At 62.5% G+C, this 17,654-nt stretch carries 14 protein-coding genes; 5 read left to right on the top strand and 9 right to left on the bottom strand.

The window, feature by feature from the left end:
* Positions 1-6 precede the first annotated feature (6 nt).
* From QF047_RS15475 to QF047_RS15465, 3 genes are read left to right on the top strand one after another with little or no spacing between them, the layout of a single operon-like run.
* Positions 7-885, top strand: a complete 879-nt coding sequence (locus QF047_RS15475; protein WP_307278874.1) for a carbon-nitrogen hydrolase family protein — start codon at positions 7-9, stop codon at positions 883-885.
* Positions 886-894: 9 nt separating this feature from the next.
* Positions 895-2,244 (top strand): APC family permease, encoded by a 1,350-nt coding sequence (locus QF047_RS15470; RefSeq protein WP_307278872.1) that lies wholly within the window; start codon positions 895-897, stop codon positions 2,242-2,244.
* A 49-nt stretch (positions 2,245-2,293) separates the two neighbouring features.
* A complete protein-coding gene (locus QF047_RS15465; protein WP_307278869.1) occupies positions 2,294-3,082 on the top strand; it encodes a carbon-nitrogen hydrolase family protein in 789 nt (262 codons plus the stop codon).
* 17 nt (positions 3,083-3,099) lie between these two features.
* On the opposite strand, the gene QF047_RS15460 is transcribed toward QF047_RS15465, so the two are convergent.
* The 4 genes from QF047_RS15460 to QF047_RS15445 form a co-directional block, all read right to left on the bottom strand.
* Positions 3,100-3,720 carry a hypothetical protein gene (locus tag QF047_RS15460; RefSeq protein ID WP_307278867.1) on the bottom strand — a complete coding sequence of 207 codons (621 nt, stop codon included), beginning with the start codon at positions 3,718-3,720 and terminating at the stop codon, positions 3,100-3,102.
* A gap of 267 nt (positions 3,721-3,987) precedes the next feature.
* A complete protein-coding gene (locus QF047_RS15455) occupies positions 3,988-4,185 on the bottom strand; it encodes a hypothetical protein (RefSeq protein WP_307278864.1) in 198 nt (65 codons plus the stop codon).
* A gap of 76 nt (positions 4,186-4,261) precedes the next feature.
* Positions 4,262-5,524: a hypothetical protein gene (locus QF047_RS15450; RefSeq protein WP_307278861.1), complete on the bottom strand. Its 1,263-nt coding sequence runs from the start codon at positions 5,522-5,524 to the stop codon at positions 4,262-4,264.
* Positions 5,525-5,888: 364 nt separating this feature from the next.
* Positions 5,889-6,326, bottom strand: a complete 438-nt coding sequence (locus QF047_RS15445) for a hypothetical protein (RefSeq protein ID WP_307278858.1) — start codon at positions 6,324-6,326, stop codon at positions 5,889-5,891.
* Between the two features lie 662 nt (positions 6,327-6,988).
* On the opposite strand from QF047_RS15445, the gene QF047_RS15440 reads away from it, so the two are divergent.
* A complete protein-coding gene (locus QF047_RS15440) occupies positions 6,989-7,342 on the top strand; it encodes a type II toxin-antitoxin system HicB family antitoxin (RefSeq protein ID WP_307278855.1) in 354 nt (117 codons plus the stop codon).
* A gap of 88 nt (positions 7,343-7,430) precedes the next feature.
* Entirely contained in the window at positions 7,431-7,694 is a 264-nt protein-coding gene (locus tag QF047_RS15435; protein WP_307278853.1) for a hypothetical protein, read from the top strand.
* 13 nt (positions 7,695-7,707) lie between these two features.
* Here QF047_RS15435 and QF047_RS15430 read toward each other — a convergent pair whose 3' ends face one another.
* The 5 genes from QF047_RS15430 to QF047_RS15410 form a co-directional block, all read right to left on the bottom strand.
* Positions 7,708-10,998, bottom strand: a complete 3,291-nt coding sequence (locus tag QF047_RS15430) for an exodeoxyribonuclease V subunit beta (RefSeq protein ID WP_307278850.1) — start codon at positions 10,996-10,998, stop codon at positions 7,708-7,710.
* Positions 10,995-13,835, bottom strand: coding sequence for a PD-(D/E)XK nuclease family protein (locus QF047_RS15425; RefSeq protein ID WP_307278847.1), 2,841 nt, complete (start codon positions 13,833-13,835; stop codon positions 10,995-10,997). The genes QF047_RS15430 and QF047_RS15425 overlap by 4 nt, the downstream gene beginning before the upstream one ends.
* Before the next feature lie 66 nt (positions 13,836-13,901).
* Positions 13,902-14,483 carry a hypothetical protein gene (locus QF047_RS15420; RefSeq protein WP_307278844.1) on the bottom strand — a complete coding sequence of 194 codons (582 nt, stop codon included), beginning with the start codon at positions 14,481-14,483 and terminating at the stop codon, positions 13,902-13,904.
* Complete coding sequence (locus QF047_RS15415) at positions 14,480-15,067, bottom strand: hypothetical protein (RefSeq protein WP_307278842.1); 588 nt, start codon at positions 15,065-15,067, stop codon at positions 14,480-14,482. Before QF047_RS15415 ends, QF047_RS15420 begins: the two co-directional genes overlap by 4 nt.
* Positions 15,067-17,607, bottom strand: a complete 2,541-nt coding sequence (locus QF047_RS15410; protein ID WP_307278839.1) for a sigma-70 family RNA polymerase sigma factor — start codon at positions 17,605-17,607, stop codon at positions 15,067-15,069. The genes QF047_RS15415 and QF047_RS15410 overlap by 1 nt, the downstream gene beginning before the upstream one ends.
* Positions 17,608-17,654: the final 47 nt, after the last annotated feature.

The following is a 17,654-nucleotide window of genomic DNA, read 5'->3' as shown; positions in this document are numbered from 1 at the left end:
AAACCCATGCAACGCATCCTTCCCCTCGTCGCCGCCCAGGCCCGGCCGCGGCTCATCGGCGAACCCCTCTCAGCCTTCGCGGACGAGGTCAAAGCAGCCCTCGAGGCACAGCCGCACAGCAAGCTGCTGGTCTTCCCCGAACTGCACCTCTTCGGCGATGAAAACCCGGACCTGCAGCGCACCGAAATGCTCCAAGCGAGTGCCGAACCCCTCAACGGGCCAAGAGTCAAAGAGCTCAAACAACTGGCGAAAGACCTCAACATCTGGCTGGTCCCCGGCAGCGTCTGCGAACGCGGCCCGGAAGGGCAGCTGTTCAACACCCAGCTGGTCCTGTCCCCGCAAGGGGAGCTCGCCGGCTACTACCGCAAGATCTTCCCCTGGCGCCCGTTCGAGCCCTACGACCCCGGCGACCGGTTCACCACCGTGGACCTGCCCGGCATCGGCAGGGTGGGCCTGAACATCTGCTACGACGCCTGGTACCCCGAGGTGTCCCGCCAGCTCGCCTGGATGGGGGCCGACGTCATCCTCAACGTCGTCAAAACCACCACCCCGGACCGCAAACAGGAATTGATCCTCGCCAAGGCCAACGCCATCGTGAACCAGGTCTTTATGGTCAGCGTCAACTGCGCCGGTCCCACCGGCCAGGGCAAGAGCATCATCGTGGACCCTGAGGGCAACACCCTCGCCGAGGCACCTGACGATCAACCGCAGCTGCTCACCGCGGAACTGGACCTGGCCGCCGTCGACCGCGTCCGCACCCACGGAACGGAGAACCTCAACCGCCCCTGGTCGCAGTTCCGCGAGGGGGAGCCCGCCGTCGAACTTTCCGTCTACCAAGGCCGGATCAACCCGGCCACCTGGACACCGCCGTCCTACAAGCCCTGAGGAAACACCGTGACAACAACCCTCACCCGCACGCTGAAGCTGCCCTCGTTGGTCCTGTTCGGCCTGGCGTACCTGACCCCGATCATCGTCCTGGGGATCTTCGGCATCATCGCCGAAACCACCGGCGGCGCCGCGCCCGCCGCGTACCTCGTGGCGCTTGTGGCCATGCTGTTCACCGCGCACAGCTACGGCCGGATGGCCATCGCCCATCCCGTGGCCGGCTCCGCCTACACCTACGTCGGCCGCTCGATCGATTCCCGCGTCGGGTTCCTGGTGGGCTGGGCCGTGCTGCTGGACTACCTCTTCCTGCCCATGGTCATCTGGCTCATCGGCGGCTCCTACCTCAGCGCCCAGTTCCCCGGCATCCCCATCGGCGTCTGGATCGTGGGCTTCATCGTCATCACCACGCTGCTGAACATCCTGGGCATCAAGGTGGCGGACAAGGCCAACTACGTGCTGATGGCGTTCCAGCTGCTGGTCCTCGTGTTCTTTGTGGCGCTGGCCATCGGCAGCGTGGTGTCCGCCAACGGCGCCGGGGGACTCGTGAGCAGCCAGCCGTTCTTCAACGACACCGCCAGCTTCGCCACCATCTCCGCCGGCGCGGCCATCGCCGCGTACTCGTTCCTGGGGTTCGACGCCGTCACCACCCTCACCGAGGAAACCATCAACCCGCGCCGGACCGTGCCGCGCGCCATCATGCTCGTGGCGCTGATCGGCGGCGGCATCTTCGTGGCGGTGTCCTACGTGACCCAGCTGGTGCACCCCGGCGGCGTGTTCGAGGACTCGGCGTCCGCGGCCAGCTCCATCGCCCTGCAGATCGGCGGGCAGCTGTTCGGCGCCGTGTTCCTGGCCGGCCTGGTGGTGGCGCAGTTCGCCTCCGGCCTCGCCGCGCAGGCCAGCGCCTCCCGCCTGCTGTACGCGATGGGCCGCGACTCCGTCCTGCCCAAGGCAGTCTTCGGAAGGCTCAGCGAGAAGTTCCACACCCCGGTGGCGAACCTGGTAATCACGGGCATCGTGGGCCTGATCGCGATCTTCCTGGACGTGGCAACGTCGACGTCGTTCATCAACTTTGGTGCCTTCACCGCCTTCACGCTGGTGAACGCCGCGGTGGTGTTCCACTATGTGCGCCAGCGCCGGGCCGGGCAGCAGCTGAACCCGGTGTCCTACGTGGTGGTCCCGGTGATCGGCGCCATCATCTGCGCCTACCTGCTCTCCCAGCTGGACAGCAACGCCATTACGCTGGGAGTGTCCTGGCTGGTGCTGGGCGTAGTGGTCCTGGCCCTGATCACGCGCGGCTTCAAGGCCGCGCCGCCGGAGATGACGGAAACGGAGAAGGCGACGGTCGAGGCCGCCGCCTGAGCTGGTCAGCTTTGTAGTTTGGCCCGCTGGGGCGAGGGAAGGAACTCTTGTGAGGATAGCGCTGGGGCAGCTGGAATCGGATACCGACATCCGGGCCAACCTCGCCGCGATCGACCGGTTCGCCGCCCAGGCAGCGCACGACGGCGCCGCGCTGGTCGCCTTCCCGGAGTACGCCACCTACGAGAAGAAGAAGGTGGACGCGACCTTCCCCGAGGTCGCCGAACCCCTGGACGGCCCCGTCTGCCGGGAGCTCGCCGGCATCGCCCGCCGCCACCGCATCGCGCTGGTGGCGGGCGTGGTGGAAACCTCGGAGGAGCCGGGCAGGGCGTACAACACCCTGGTGGCGTTCGGGCCCGACGGCGGCCGGCTGGCTTTCTACCGGAAGATCCACCTTTTCGACGCGCAGGGCTTCGGGGAGTCCACGTTCATCAAGCCGGGACCGTCCACGGATCCGGTGGTGTTTGAGCGCGGGGGAGTGCGGTTCGGGCTGATGACCTGCTACGACCTGCGGTTCCCGGAGCTGGCAAGGTCGCTGGCCGACGCCGGCGTGGAGGTCCTGCTGGTCTGCTCGTCCTGGGTGCCGGGCGAGCATAAGACGGAGCAGTGGCTGGCGTTGAACGCGGCGCGGGCCATTGAGAACAGCGTGTACGTGGCGGGGGTGTGCCAGGCGCCGCCGGTATCGGTGGGGCGGAGTGTGTTGGTGGATCCGATGGGCGTGGTGGAGGCTGACCTTGGGCTGGAGCCCGGGGTTCGTGTTGTTGAGGTCTCGCTGGACACGGTAAACCGGGTGCGGGAGTCGTTTCCGATGTTCCGGCAGCGGCGGCTGTTGGGGCAATGAACTTTGGGAAGTTCGGGTTATTGAGAGAAGTGCTCCGGTGCTTGCTCGTCGTTGGCTAACTGCTCCTGCCAATAGGCTGTGTAACGAGGAACGCGGGCTCTCCGTTCTCCCGCATTGAATTCCAAAGCGGCCGCGTAGACAAATTCTGGCGGGTCCCAATTTCCGATTTCTTCTACCGTTTTATTCATCACCCAAGCACGCAGACGCTCCAGCACCGGCTGGGTTGCATGTTCCACTGCGTCCTCCATATTGGCAACCAAGTCAGCAAAGCGTTCTGCGATTGCCATAGGCATTTGATTGATGAGGGATACCGGAGCAACCTTTGTTGGGTTTCCGGCATTGTCCAGCAAAACAACCGGAAGGGGCAAAGCCAAGTTTGATTGCGAATGCGCGATAGTCGTGTTGCGGTACTGCCGAACAACCTCGTGCAACCACTTCAGCGACGGCGGCACGGCTGGTACAAAGGGCATCTCGTCGAGGCGCCTGCGGACATTCGAGCGAATGAAGGGACGAATATAGGCGGTCACTGAGTGTGAAGTCAGCGGGAGCCACAGTTCGGCGCTTTCACCGGCCGCGAAGGCACTGGCCAACGTATGGGAGGCTTCCGACAGATCGCTCGCATGGCTGGTGAGTTCCACTAGCAGTCTTGAGTCGGGCATGTCCGGCAGCACGGCTATACGTTGCTGAGGGGATGTCACTGGATCTGTTGCTCCTGTCCTCTATGACTGGTGCTGGCTGTAGTGTTTAGGGGCTCGATCGACCTGAGTGTTGTTCATCCGCATAGCCAAGCCCGGCAGCTTGGAACAGGTGGCCGAGGCGCAGTTAGCAAGAAGCACCAACGTCCATACTCAGCCTTCACATGATCGGTCCCGGGCAAGCGAACCCTCGCATCGTTGGAGACGGACTCAGTTCTTCCTGGTCTTCCTGATGAACTCCGCGGCCTGTTTGTATGCCTGCTTTGCTTCCGGACTGGTCGCCGCCCTGTAAAGCTTCTGGCCGTCTGCGACCATGTTCCGAACCTTGGTCTGCACAGCAGGGTCCTTCGCCAAGGAGTAGAGTTTCCCGCTCCCCGTCTTTAGCTTGGCGCCGCCGTTCTTAATCAAGCCCAATGCTTTATCGCCCCTGTTAGGCATCGTTTTTCCTCCTATTCGTCATGGGACCCCACCTGAAGCGATCAACTCAGCAACCCTCAGAGGAATCCTCGTCATCCTTTCCCCGCCGAAACAGGGAGTGCTTTGAAATCTTGTTCGATAGTTTGTCCGTGACCGACTTGGCACGGTCAAGGGTGTCGTTACCGAGGTTTTTGGCCGCGTCCACGCCGTCGGCTCCGGTCTCGAGTGCCCGGTCTCTTGCCTCCACGGCCGCCTCGATCCATCGCTTGGCCTCAAGGGACTCACGGCTACGTTCAATTCCGAGTAATCCGTGGAAATCCACGACCCCGGAGGCTACGTGGTTGGCGGACACGACGACGGCCTGGGCGGTGATCGGGTGCAGCAGGACTTTAGAGTTGGCTGCGCTGGCAGCAGCCTGCATGCGGGCCATAACTCGTTCTGTGCTTCGAGAGATGCGTTCGAGACGGTTGTGGCGAGCGGCCCTCAGACCGAGGCGGTGTTCGTCCAGTTCATCCGGCGACGCATCGAGCACGCGATCAAGCTCCAGCACTGCTATGGCATCCAGCAACTGGAAGCAACGAGCCAAGATGGCGAGCCACTCACGCACAGAAGATTCGGCTTCTTTAGCCGTCTTGGCCAGATCGCCGACTTTAGACTTGTTTTCCAGCTTTTCCGCCAGAGCGTCGAGCTGCCTGAGTGCGTAGGCTTGCGTTCTGCCAACCGTGACTGACGTCGCCTGAACCTTGGACCACGTCACCTCGGAAACTCGACCCACCTGCTTCCGAATGGTCATTGCGTCCTCGATAGCGAGGTCCACGCCGATCATGTCCGCCACGACGGCGTCTTTCTGTCCGCGCAGTAAATCGTCGACTTTCTCGTCGATCGTGGCGAGGTAGTCGGTGATCTCATCCATGGTCTGCTGCATGGCAAGCTGTGCCATGATCCCGGCAGCGCCGGTAAGAATCGCGGGATTGGTCGCAATCGAGCCTGGACCCTTCGCGAATTGAACAATTCCCTTGATGCCGTGGGCTTGGCCCTTTGCCTGGATCACACCCATGCTGAGTCCGGACTTCGAATTAGTCATCAGTCCGTACTTCTTGATGGCGTTGGCTGACTCCCCGGTGAGCTTGACCCACTGTCCGGAATTTGCGGCGAGCTCAGAACCTAGCTGAACAACGCCAGCTGCGCTGCTAAGCGTCGGACCCAATCGTTGTAGTCCGAGATCCTTCGATGACAAACCCTCCGAGACGAGAAATCGGTCAACGGCCGCCGGATCGCCGATGACCGCTAAACCGTCGCCGTCAGCGATCAGCTGAATCTCGTCATTCACAGGGGCTCCTTGAGTCTCTTTGTCAGTACTGCATTGTCTGAGAACATTGTCGCCCACGGAGGGATGTCACCCGTGCACGAAACGGTTCTCGCGGTCTCACCGAGACTAGTAGGTGGCACCGACACTGCAGGTTGGCAATTCCTGTTTGCGGGGTGGCTAGTGACTTGTCCGCACCTGACCTAGATCGCGGCCATGCCTACGTCGGGCCAGAGGACCAGCAGGTCGATATCGTATTCATGTGGTCGTCGCGGACGTGGACCGAATGGGCCAGGAAGCAGTCATCGGAAGGCTGCTCTTCAGCACCTCCCAGACGGCCTTCTTCGCGTGAAAATCGTCGCCTAATTCCGGTCCTCTGGAATGCATTTCATCGCGCCCCGACCCTAGTGTCCTGGAAGGGGACCAGTCCTAGCTCGGCACGAATGTCAGCCAGATCCCGGGTATTCCGGTCGATCTGCTTCATCTGATCTCTTTCGATTTTCGAAGAAACGATGCGATTCGCGATCGCCAGAACAACCAGCACAAGAGACGCCCAGCCCGCGGCGAAAATAAATTCCGGCATGGTGAGGAACGCGTTCTTCAGCGCGATGACATTGTTAACGCTGCCCGCCAGGCCGTCCAGGATGTCATTCAGAGTATCGGTGATGGGCTGGAAGAACGGTCCAGCAGACACTTCAGGGCTCTCGACCGTTGCATCTCTCCCGACAGACCAACGCGGATCCATGAGGTGAGCCAAGATGTAGAAGACCACCGCCAAGTTGGCTGCGGCAAAAGCCGCCGTCCCTGCCGTCGAGGCAGCTAGCACTCTCGCTGCTATTTTCGGCGCTGGACACGCGGCTTCCGATGAGGAACAGCAGGCCGATAATCACGGCAACGATCCAAACAAGATTCTTGAACGTGTCTACGCTGGCTCCGCTGAGCATTTCAATCACGGCGTATCAATCTTTCCACTGCTGCGCTTTTGCACGCGCACGGTTCTTAAGCTCCGAACACCGCAGCGTGGCAATGCTCCGCGCAGAGTTCAGAAGTTATTTCAGGTCATATTTGTACCAGCAGTCTCCACGAACCTAGGACTGGGGTCCGGTGTCCGGACGGTGGATGTTTCGTTAAAAACTGTGGAGAGGGGCGGCGGGGAGTGGTTCCCAACGTTTCGGCAGCGGCGGCTGTAGGAATACGGGAAATCTTGAGAAGTGGTGCCTAAAGCGGCACCATAGTGGTTGCGGTGAGCATCGACAAGATCGAAAAGCAAGCTAGAAACTCACCTGACAACGTCTCCTACAGTGACATGCTCAAACTCTGTACTCATTACTTTGGGGAACCGAGGTCAGGTTCCGGGAGCCACAACGCAATCTTCAAATGCCTTGGTCGGGGGATCCCAGGATCAATCTGCAGAACAAGAATGGCAAGGCCAAGCCGTACCAGGTGAAGCAAGCCATAGCCGCCATCGATCGGAGCAAGAAGAAGTAGATGTCCACTCGAAAAGCAGCTGCCGCACCTTCCACGGTGGCGCAGTACCGTTACTCGGTCCAGTGGTCGCCCGAGGACCAAGAATTTGTGGCCACTGTCCTTGAGTTCCCTTCCCTCTCTTGGCTGGACGAGGACCAGTTCGAGGCGCTTCGGGGCATCGAACGGTTAGTGTCCGATGTCATCGATGAACTTACACAGTCAGGAGAGCCCGTGCCTGAACCCATCGCGACGCAAAAGTTCAGTGGCCGCCTCAACCTTCGGGTACCTCCGGAACTCCATCGCAAACTGGCAATTGAGGCTGCCAATCGCGGCGTGCCCCTGAACAAGTACGCCACTGAGCGGTTGACGGCATAAGCGAAGTTCACGGGTTACAAAAAGCGCTTAGCGCTAAGAAGTTTTTGTAACTGCCTGGAATGTCCGCGGCCAGGGCTAGGTTGCTTGCATGACCAAGGACGACAAGACAACGAGAGCCAATGCGACAACGAGAGCCAATGCGACAAGGAAGTGCCCCGTGTGCGGGCATGAAGCCTGGCGGGTCATGTACGGCATGATCATGCCCGACACCCGGGAGCAGTTTCCAAAGGCAGAGTTCGCCGGCTGCGTCATGATGGAGGAACTCAGGGTCTATCCCGCCACCGGAAAAGTCGAAATGGGTGTGCCGAAGTGGGCATGCCAGAATCCCGAGTGCCGCCACCGGTGGTGGTGACGGCATACGGCGACTACGATCCGCCCTCAGATGGGTCATGTCGTGCCTGATGGCGGATTTCGGCGTCTCCGGCCCTGCAGAAGATCAAGACGAGCTCACTTACCGTCTGGCCGGTGATGCGTTCCACCATTCCGGCGTAGGTCGTGAGCTGGCGCCAGTACGCCGCCAGCCTCTCCTGCGGAACACTGATGTCCGTCTTGAAATCGGCTATAACCAGCGTCCCGTCGTCCTCCCGGTACATCAGGTCGATGATGCCCTCCAGCGTCACACCATCCATGGACGTGACAACGGGCAGCTCTAGCCAGTGTTCCCGGTCGGCGGCGCGCTGAACCGGTGCGCTCCTCAGCGCGGAACGGGCCCGCTCCGCAAGGCCCTCCGGATCTGACAGTCCGGACGCGCTGGCGATCCTCTCGGCCAGCTCATCGAGGTTCGAGGCCTCGCGCAGGTCGCTGAGTTCCAGCAGCCGGTGCAGCGCTGTCCCGAATTCCTGGCCGTGCTCCCCGCCCGGCGGTGCGAATGACGGCAGTGTTCTGTCCTCTTCGATGCTCATAAAACGCGGCCACCCGTCGGATTCAAGTCCGGCCAGGTCCCCGGCTCCCTTGGCAGTCGCGGTGACCGAGGTGGCGGATGCGATGGCGGATTTCTTCTGCCACGTGTCGCGGCGCTGTTGCCACGCGTCGAACGCTTCCACTGGCAGGACCTTGTGGGACGCTCCCGGCTGCAGTGGCATCTCCTCCGGAATGTCGAGGTCCGGCGCCGAGGCAGTGTCTGCGTCCCTCAGGAACTGGCCAAGACTGTTTCTGGCGTTCACGTAGTGGGATACGACGAGGTGGCTTTCCGCGCGTGTGCACGCAACGTAAAGCAGCCGGATCCGCTCTGCCTCGCCGAACAGGTCCTCCACTCCCTCCGCGGCACCGTAACCGGCCGACCGGATGTCGCGGATGAAGTGCACCTGCACTTGGGAATCCTGGTCCCAGAGGGCTGCAGCTTTTTGGTTGTTCGGGCCGGAGCCCGTTCCCGCCAGGATCACCATGGGAAATTCCAGCCCCTTGGAGGCATGGATGGTCATGATCCGCACAGCCTGGACATCGGTCTCCGGCACGACGGCTTCCTTGACCCGGGAGTTCTCCTCCTGCTGCGCGGCAGCCCAGACGAGGTAGTCCCGCAGGCTGCCGTGGGTGGCCTCGGTCCAGGCGCGGGCCTGGTCGACGACGAAGCGGAGCCGGCGCCACACGTCCCGGTAGCGCGGGGCGTCGATAGCTGCCTCCAGCATGCGCCGGTCGGTGACAATGCGTTCCATGATCTCGGCCGGCGTCAGCACCTCGATATCGCGGCAGAGGGCCGCAAGGTACTGCAGGGAGTCTGCCACAGGGGAGTTACTGAGCGTCTCCGGCGCATTCGAGAAGATGTACCAATTGCCTCCCGCCTGCTTCCACTCGAACAGTTCATCGTCGCCGCAGCCAAACACCGCCGACCGCAGGGACAACACCAGCGCGGCTTCATCCGCTGTGTTGGAAATGGCGCGCATCGCGAGCAGCAGGTCCGTGACTTCCTGGGTGGAGTAGACCAGCGAAGATGCCTCGGCCCGGTACTCAATGCCTGCGTCGTCCAGAGCATCCTCAAGCGCGGCAAGCGACGTACGGGTGGGGATCAGTACACAGATGTCCTTCAGTTCGATGGGTGAAAGCTGGAATTTCCCTTTCCGTTTGCTTTGCTTTTGCCAGCCCGGCAGCCCTGCCGTGCCCGTTGCGATCCTGATTGCTGCCGCGACGTCGGCCGCTTCCTGCCGGCGCATGGCATCAGCTGTGACCTTTCCCGATTCGCCAGCTTGGGCGCCAGCCCGGCCAATGACCGTCACAGCGGGGCCGTGTTCGTTGTTCCAGTCAGGGCGCTGCGGATCGGGTGTTAGCGGGCAGTATTCGGGCTGGATGGTGCCGCTCGGCATGATGAGCTGCCCGAAGGTGCCGTTGATCCAGTCGAGGAGCGTCCCGGTTGAGCGAAAGTTGGTCTGAAGCGAGGCGATACTCGACGAGGGGTCGTTAGAGAAGCGCTGCTGTGCCGCGAGGTAGGTGGCGATGTCGGCCCGGCGGAAGCGGTAGATGGACTGCTTCGGGTCCCCGACGGTAAACAGCCGGCCCGGCGGGACGCTCAGCTGTTCCCAGCCCTCGGGCCCGCAGACCTCGTCCGCCGCAATCCGGGAGGCAAGTTCCGCCTGGACGGGGTCCGTGTCCTGGAACTCGTCCAGCATGATGCAGCGGTAACGATTATGGAGTGCCGCATGGACGGCATGTTTTTTTTCGCCGACCAGGAGGTCCCGGGCATGGATCAGGAGGTCGTGATACTCAAGCTCGCCGCTGTGCTGGCGTTCACGTGCAGCCTCCAGAAGAATCTCAGCCATGGCGGCCGTTACGGTTTCGACGGCGGGTTGGACGAAGCTGTTACGCAGGGCGATGGCTTGATCAGCCAGATCCTTGCAGGAGCTCCGCACTTCAGCGACATTGACGGACCAGTTGCCCTTTTGGCCTCCGCCGAAGCCCTTCGTCGGGACAGCATGCAAGAGCTCGAGGACCAAGCCAAGTTCGCCGGTTTCGGCCTCGGCGAGCCGGCCGTGCCAGCTCTTGATGTGTTCGAAGGCGGTGAGCAGCTTGTCCGCCGGATCCGTGCAGTGGTCAGCATTCGCCAGGACCTCGGAGGTCTGGCGCAGAAGCGGGCCCAGCGCCACGGCCGGGATGTGGCGCCGCTGAGGAGGGTGGCTTTCCAGCCGGTCCCAGTTCGAGTCCAGGTCAGACGCCACATTCTGCAGGTGGTCCAGTGAAACGCCCACGGCGAGGAGGATGCGGAGGGCGTCGTCGATGGACGGGTCGGTGAAAAGTTTATGCCGCGCAGCCTCCCAGCGGCGGGCAAAGGCGATCCGGGACCGCAGCTCATCCACCACGGTGATCAGGGGAGGGACACCGGCCTCGATGGGATGTTCGCTGATGATGCGGGCAGCGAAGGAGTGAATGGTGCCGATGGGCGCGGTGTCCAGCTGGTCGAGGGCCCGCCGGCGCAGGTCTGTCGGGCTGGCGTTCTCCAGCTGCCCCCGGACCCGTTCCCGGAGCTCTCCTGCCGCCTTTTCCGTAAAGGTGATGGCTGCGACGCTCCTAAGTTCCATCCCGGCGTCAACCATGGCGCAGATGCGCTCGACGAGTTCATGCGTCTTGCCGCTGCCGGCACCGGCTTCGACGAAGATGTTTGCGTCGAGCTCCTTCTCGATGAGCGTGCGGTCAATCTGGTCTGCAAGGTCCAGGACTTCGGATTTCATTTCTCCGCCTTCAGGAGCTGGGCATACGGCTGAATTTCGGGGGCATTCTGAAGCTTCAGCCACTGCTGGCCGAGCTCCGGGGCTCCCGTCATCGTGGTGAAGTTGACATAGCGGTCGGACTCGGGCCGTGGGGGGAATACCCCGTTCCGCAGTGCCGAAATGATGAGGCCAGCATCCCTGCGGAGCTGCTCCACGACGTCATCCGTCACGGTGTAGCCGATCTTCTCGAAGTTGCCGGCCTTCGAGATGAACCAGTATTCCGCTGCTACAGGGGAGGCAGAGGTTCGGAGGGTTTGCGCGAACAGTCCGTAGACGGGCAGCTGGTAGCGGGTGCCTTCCGCGGTCGGATGTTTCCCGAGGGCCTTGTACTTGTCGTTTACTTTGCCGGTCTTGTAGTCGATGACCCGGACCCGGCCGTCGTTATGGCCGTCAATCCGGTCCACCTTCCCGCGGAACCGGACCACGGTGCCGTCCTTGAGGGCCAGCTCAACCGGCGGATAGCTGTCCGTGTCCTCCGGGCCGAAGCTTGCCTCTTCCTCGAGGTAGTTCCAGCCGTCCGCGAACCTCTCGTTGTCATCTTCCAGCACCCGCGCCAGATCCTGGCGGATCATGGCCTGGTTGCGCTCCCAGACGTGGTTGAGCCACGCCGGGTTGGCGGATTGTGCAAAACCCGCGTCTGCCAGCTCCATGAGGCGGTCCGACGACGGCGGAAGGCCGTCCTTGGTGATGCTGCGGACATAGTCCTCCAGTATCTGATGGACAAGGGTGCCCCGCTCCTGCGGTGAAATCTGCACCTCCAGTGCGGCGTCCTCCAGGATGTTCACCTTCAGGACGTGCTTCAGGAAGTAGCTGAACGGGCTGGTCACCCAGTCTTCGAGGCCCGTGGGGGACAGCGCTTTCTTGGGGTCAATGATGGCGGCCCCGGCATCGGCGCCGAGGTTGCCGTTGAACCTGGAGAAGATGCCGTCGCGTCGGTCGCGGCTAGCAGCCAGTGCGCGCTGCAGCGCAGTATCGTCCCGGAGCGCCGCTGTGCGCTCCTCGGCAGTGAGGACGCGGCGCAGCCGCCATTCCTGGGCTGTCGGGGGAAGCGCAGCCACGGTGGGGGCGCTGTTTTCGATGCCGCGGGCAAATGACTGCAGTTCGTCCTCGGGCCTGGGCCTGGCGGTGATCCACCGGGAGATCTGGTAACTGCCGGATCCGCGCAAATCGCCACGCGGGTATGTGATGGTCCGCTCGGATCCGGAAGCGAGGGCGGCAAAGAACTGTTCTTTGGTGGCTTCCGCTCGCTGCTCCACACTGGGGAGTCCGCCGCCCATCAAGGCCCGCACGCTGTCCGGAAGGAGCGGGTCCTCCCGGATTCTTGCCGGTGCCAGACTTTCCGCCGCGCCGAGAAGGAACTGGACGTCCAGATCCCTTGCCACGGCGTCGGCATAGCTGCCGATGACGACGCCGGTGCCGCTTTTCCCGGTCCAGCCGCCTTTTGAGGTTATGGCGTCCTCCATGGCACTTTGGATGAGCGAGGGACGGGGCTTGGGGCCGACGCCGTCGAGGTGCCGGAGATCCAGGGCGGCCTCGACCAGGGCGTCGCGGGCAGCCGTTTTTTCCGGCCGTTCACCGGCTGTGCGGGGGCCCATAAAATCTTCAAGGAGCGAGACCAGCACGGCTGATGCCTCGCTCCAGGTTGCAGCCGTGTGGACTTGGCCAAGCCGGGCCGCAAGTGCTCCGGCAAAGGACTGGAAAATTTCGAACCGTTCAAGCCTGGAGGTGAAGGCAGCAGGGTCTTTCCCGACGGCGTCCTCTTCGGCCGGTGGATTGGCGTAAAGCCTTTCGCACGTGGCACTGCTGGGCAGTTGCTGTTCCCTCCAGACGAATGTGCCTTCCGCGTGGATGTTCAGGATGGTTCGCGTGTCGGGAAGCTGCGGGTCAAGTTTCAGCAACTGAAGCAATCCGCGCGCGAGGGGCGAGTCCGCGAGCCGGTGGGCTGCCGGACCGACGAACGTAACTCCGGCTTGGCTAAGCCGCTGCGTCAGCAAGGAGGCGTAGGGCTGGGCGGCGGAGTGGAAGATGCCTATGCGGTGGCCCGGAGTGCCTGCTGCCAGCTTTTCGACGACGAGCCTGACCACGGCGCGGACTTCGTCGTCGGCGTCTGAAGCGGTCATCAGGGTTGTGCCGCTCTCCGCGGACCCGGACGCGGTGATCTGCTGCATCCCGGCCTCTTGGAGGCGTGCTTTGAAGACGGCCGGTGAGGGCCGGGTTTCGGCGCCCAGCATGAAGCCGATGACAGTGCCGAGTCGCCGCGTCACAGTGCTGGTTCCAAGTTTGCTGCCTGCGAGGGCAAAGGCCTCATGGTCCGTGTACCACTGCGGTCCGAGCGCCTGCTTGGCCATACCGTGGATTCGAAGAACTTCATGCATGACGCCCGGAAGTGCAGAGTCGGGAAGGTCCGGTCCTGCGTCCAGCAGCTCGGCCGTCTTGGCTAGGGCGCGGGCGGTGGCGGGCTGGTCAGCGACATCCTTGAACAGCCCGGGTTCGTCGGTAAGGACCTTTGTTACTGCTCCCAGCCGGAGTACCGGAAGAAGCGGACGTCTTCCGTTGATGGTGGGCTCGTCGGCGATGAGGTCGCTAGCCAGGTCTTTCAGCGTGAGTGCTTTGATGCCCGCACTTCCTGCACCAGCGTTGAGGGTCCTGCCCAGGAAATGGGCCACATCCCTCCCGGAAGCGTGGGACGGGACCAGGATGGTGACAGGAGCGAGCGGATCCCGGGCCTGAATGCGACTGATAATTACTGCAAGTTCGGCCAGAGCATCGCCCACCGAAGCATAAATAGTGCTGGTCATACTGTCCCCCTCATCCTGACATCTCACAAAACATAGCAACCGGCACTGACAAAACTGCCACGGAAGTTAATCGTCGCTGTTCCCGCTGGCGCTTGCAGCGGCGGAGAGCAGACGGTCGAAGCTCGTTATTCCATAGTCGGGCGGGGTGGAGGTGATGGCGATGCGCGTTGTCCAGACCACGTTGTCCACGCGCTTTATGACAGGATTCCGCGCATGCATAGGCGGTTGCTCCCTGATCGCCACAAGCTCCAGCCCGGGAACACCATTGACGAGGATGGAGAGGGGTTTGCCGGTTTCGATCAGCGACCTGAACTGCTTCACCGACAACTGGTTGGCAATATTTCCTGTCAGCCCCGCGATTATGTCGTTGACCGTGCCTGTCAGTCCCTCCAAGAACCTGCGCTCGGCGGAGGCCTTCCCCTTAATTGCCAGTGTGGTGAAGACAAGGGCGAATACCCCGGTAAAGAGAGTGAAAGCCCCGCCGCTCCTGAGCCCGGGAATGAAAATCATCAGGACCAGGCACAGCACTGCGCCGATGACGGCGCATCCGACGAACATGTTTCCGGCGTCCTTTGCCGGCTGGCCGCTCCACTGTTCGGACGTAAAAGCTCTGAGGACGCGCGACTCCGGCTGGAATTTTGGCATCATTTCTCCCGTTTCGCTTCGAGCAGGGCCTCGGCCAGGATGATGGCGTGCCGTGCGTCCTGGAGATCGCTGCGCAGGCCCGGGTCCGGATTGACCACTCCAGGCACGTCCGCCGTTCCGCTGAGTTCGCCGATCGCCCTGCTGAGGTTCTCGCGCTCCTGCGAGAGCATCCGGGATGACGTCAGCTTGGTCCTGATCTTCTCCAGCGCCTGGAGGGCGCTGTTGATTTCGTCCCCGCGCGCCTGGACGGCGGCTAATCGAACATCGACCCGCTGCACCCGGTTTCTGAACAGGGGCTCCATCTTGAGCGCAACCTCATGGAGCTCAACCAGGGCAGTTCTCCTTGTGGACTTTCCAGCGGTACCTGCCAACAGCTCCTCGCACACGTGAAGCCGCTGTTCCCAGAACTGAAGACCGGTGGTGTTCTGCCTCATCAGCAGAGCCAGGATCTCAACAGTTGCATCCAGGGTGTTGCGCCGGGCCTTGAGTTTGGCGCTCGCGGCATCAAGGCGGCCGATGGACTCTTCGTAGTTGTCCACCGGCGCCGCGCTTTTGGTCGGCCACGGCAGTTTTCGTGGCTGCGCCATCAGGGTGCGCCTGCCTCGGTGCTTGTGGATCCGTCGACGCCGTCAAAGTTGTACTCGCGCAGGGACAGGGATCGTTCTGGTTCTCTGAGCAGAGCCATTGTCTGCGACTCGATCTGGCGGATGCGCTCGCGGGTTACGCCGTAGACCTTGCCGATGGCATCCAGGGTCTTTTCCTCGCCATCGTCGATACCGAAGCGCATCGCAATGACTCCGGCTTCCCGTTCCGTTAGCGTATCCAAAACCGCATGCACTTGGGCCTTCAGCTGTTCCTTGGCGATCTGGTCTAGAACATCCACGTGCCACGGATCGAGGAGTTGGTCGGACAGCGGCTCCAGGCCGCCCTTGCCGTCCGGGACGAGGTAGTCCAGCGAATGCATGGGCATGTCCAGGTTCAGAAGATACTCGGCTTTGCCGGCGGACTGACCCGTGAGCTTGCCGAGCTCCTCAAGGGTGTACTCAGTGCCCTTCCTGGCCGCTTCACGCTGAACAGACCGCACTTTGTTGATCTGCTCCACCATATGGACAGGGAGCCGGATTACCCGTGCCTGGTCAGCCAGAGCCCGGGTGACGGCTTGGCGGATCCACCACGTTGCGTACGTGGAGAACTTGAAGCCCAGGGTGTAGTCGAACTTGCAGACCGCCCGGTGGAGGCCGATGTTGCCCTCCTGGATCAGGTCCAGCAGGTCCATGCCCTGATACACGTACTTCTTGGCAATGGACACGACCAACCGGAGGTTCGCTTCAAGCAATGCGTCCGCAGCCCGCTCACCCAACTGTGCGATCATCCGCAGCTCCCGGGTTTCACGGCGCCCGCGAGGTGTCGAATCCGCGAGCAGGTGTGAAGCATAAAGACCGGCCTCAATGTCTTTGGCGAACTCCACTTCCTGCTCGGCGGTCAGCAGATCAGCCCTACCGGCGCGCTGCAGGTAGTCCGAAACCCCATCGTCGCTGAACCCCTCGAGCCCTTGAAGCTCCTCCAGCCAGCCGGAGTCCTCAAGATCAAACGCCGTCGGCGCACTCTCGTCGTCCTCCTCCACAGGAGGCTCCACCACCGGTTCAAGCGCACTGCCGCCCTCCGACCCAACCCCGCTCCCCGACGTACGCCCGGCCGGCTCCTCGGGTTCTTGCTTTGGAGTCTCTTCGGGTTCCGCCTGGCGCAGGAACTCCTGCAACCCGTCCAGGTCCGTCTTGATGTCGAAGAACTCAACGTTTCGTGCGAACGGGAGGACCTTGCCGAGGAATTCCTCACCCTGGACGTCCGGATCCTCCACAGTGCCCTTGGAATAGAGGACAACCAGTCTGCCGGGCCGTCCATCGGCCTTCTTACGGATCACACGGCCGAGGCGCTGGACCATTTGCCGCTGGCTGCGGTTGGCAGCGACGATGATCCCGAGGTCGGCCTCTGGGACGTCGATGCCTTCGTCAAGGAGCCTCGGCGCGGCCAGAATCTGCGATGCGCCAGTGCGGAAATCCTCCATGCCCTGCCGGCGTTCGTCTTTTGCCATGCCGCTGAACACCGCCGACGCCGTCGACCCGAGGGACGTGTAAAGCTCCTGCGCTCGCCGGGCAGACTCCTGGGTCTGGGTAAACACCAACGTCCCGCCTGAACGATCGACAGTTTCCTTCAAAGCGGCCAGCGCCAAGTACTTCGTCTTGGCCTCGGCCAGCAGGGTGAGCCGCGAGGACATGGCCCGCATGTACTTACGGGCAATGGTTGCTTCCCGGCTGGGCGAATCAGAAGCGGCGAGAGTAGCCACAGCGGCAATGAACTGGGGAAAGGGCCGCCGCGGGATGCCAGCGTAAGTCTCGAGGTTCCGTGCCGCTTCCACCATCACTGTCGAAAACTCGTCGTAGTCGGCCTGTTCTGGTGCAGTGAGGTCGACGCCAACCAAAGCGATGTCGAACGGGGCGACGACCTGGTCCTTCAGTGCACGGTCGTACCAGAGGTTGTAGATGACGCCACCGAAGTACGGGGTCAGGAGGTTCTCGTGCTCACCGTCCGCCCTTTCGAAGGTTGCTGTCAGTCCGAGCCGCCACGCGTACCCTTCCTGGAGGGCACCAGTAAACATGGGCGCCGCATAGCGGTGGCACTCGTCCGCGATGATCAATCCAGCCTTATGGCTCCGGAGCGTCTCGCGGTTGGACGCCGAATGAACGATGGCCACCAGGATGTCGACGTTGTCGAGCGAGTCGGAGCGGCCGTCGCCGAGTGCACCACGCCGGGCGGCAGGAAGGTCACGGCGCAGGGAGTCCAGCCACTGGCGCTGAAGCTCCGCGGTGGGGACCAGGATCAGGACCTTGATGCCCTGCCGGACCGCCTCGAAGGCGGCGGCAATGCCAACGCGTGTCTTACCGGAGCCGGTGACAGCTTCCACCACACCGCGGCGGGCATTCGAATGCCAGGCCTTCAACGCTTCCTGCTGCCACGGATAGAGGAAGGCATAGTCGTAAGAGGCAGGCACCGACGCGGGCACAGCGTGGACAGGCACCTGCGGAAGCGTCGCAACCGGGTAAGGCCCGGCGTCGGCTAGTTCTGGCATTTCATCCCCCATTGGACGGTTCTGATCTGGTGCCTGAAGAGTATGAG

It is taken from the genome of Arthrobacter sp. W4I7, assembly GCF_030816215.1.
In the GTDB taxonomy this organism is placed as follows: domain Bacteria; phylum Actinomycetota; class Actinomycetes; order Actinomycetales; family Micrococcaceae; genus Arthrobacter; species Arthrobacter siccitolerans_A.
Note: the sequence above shows the minus strand (reverse complement) of the source record. Positions and strands in the feature narration are given on the sequence as shown.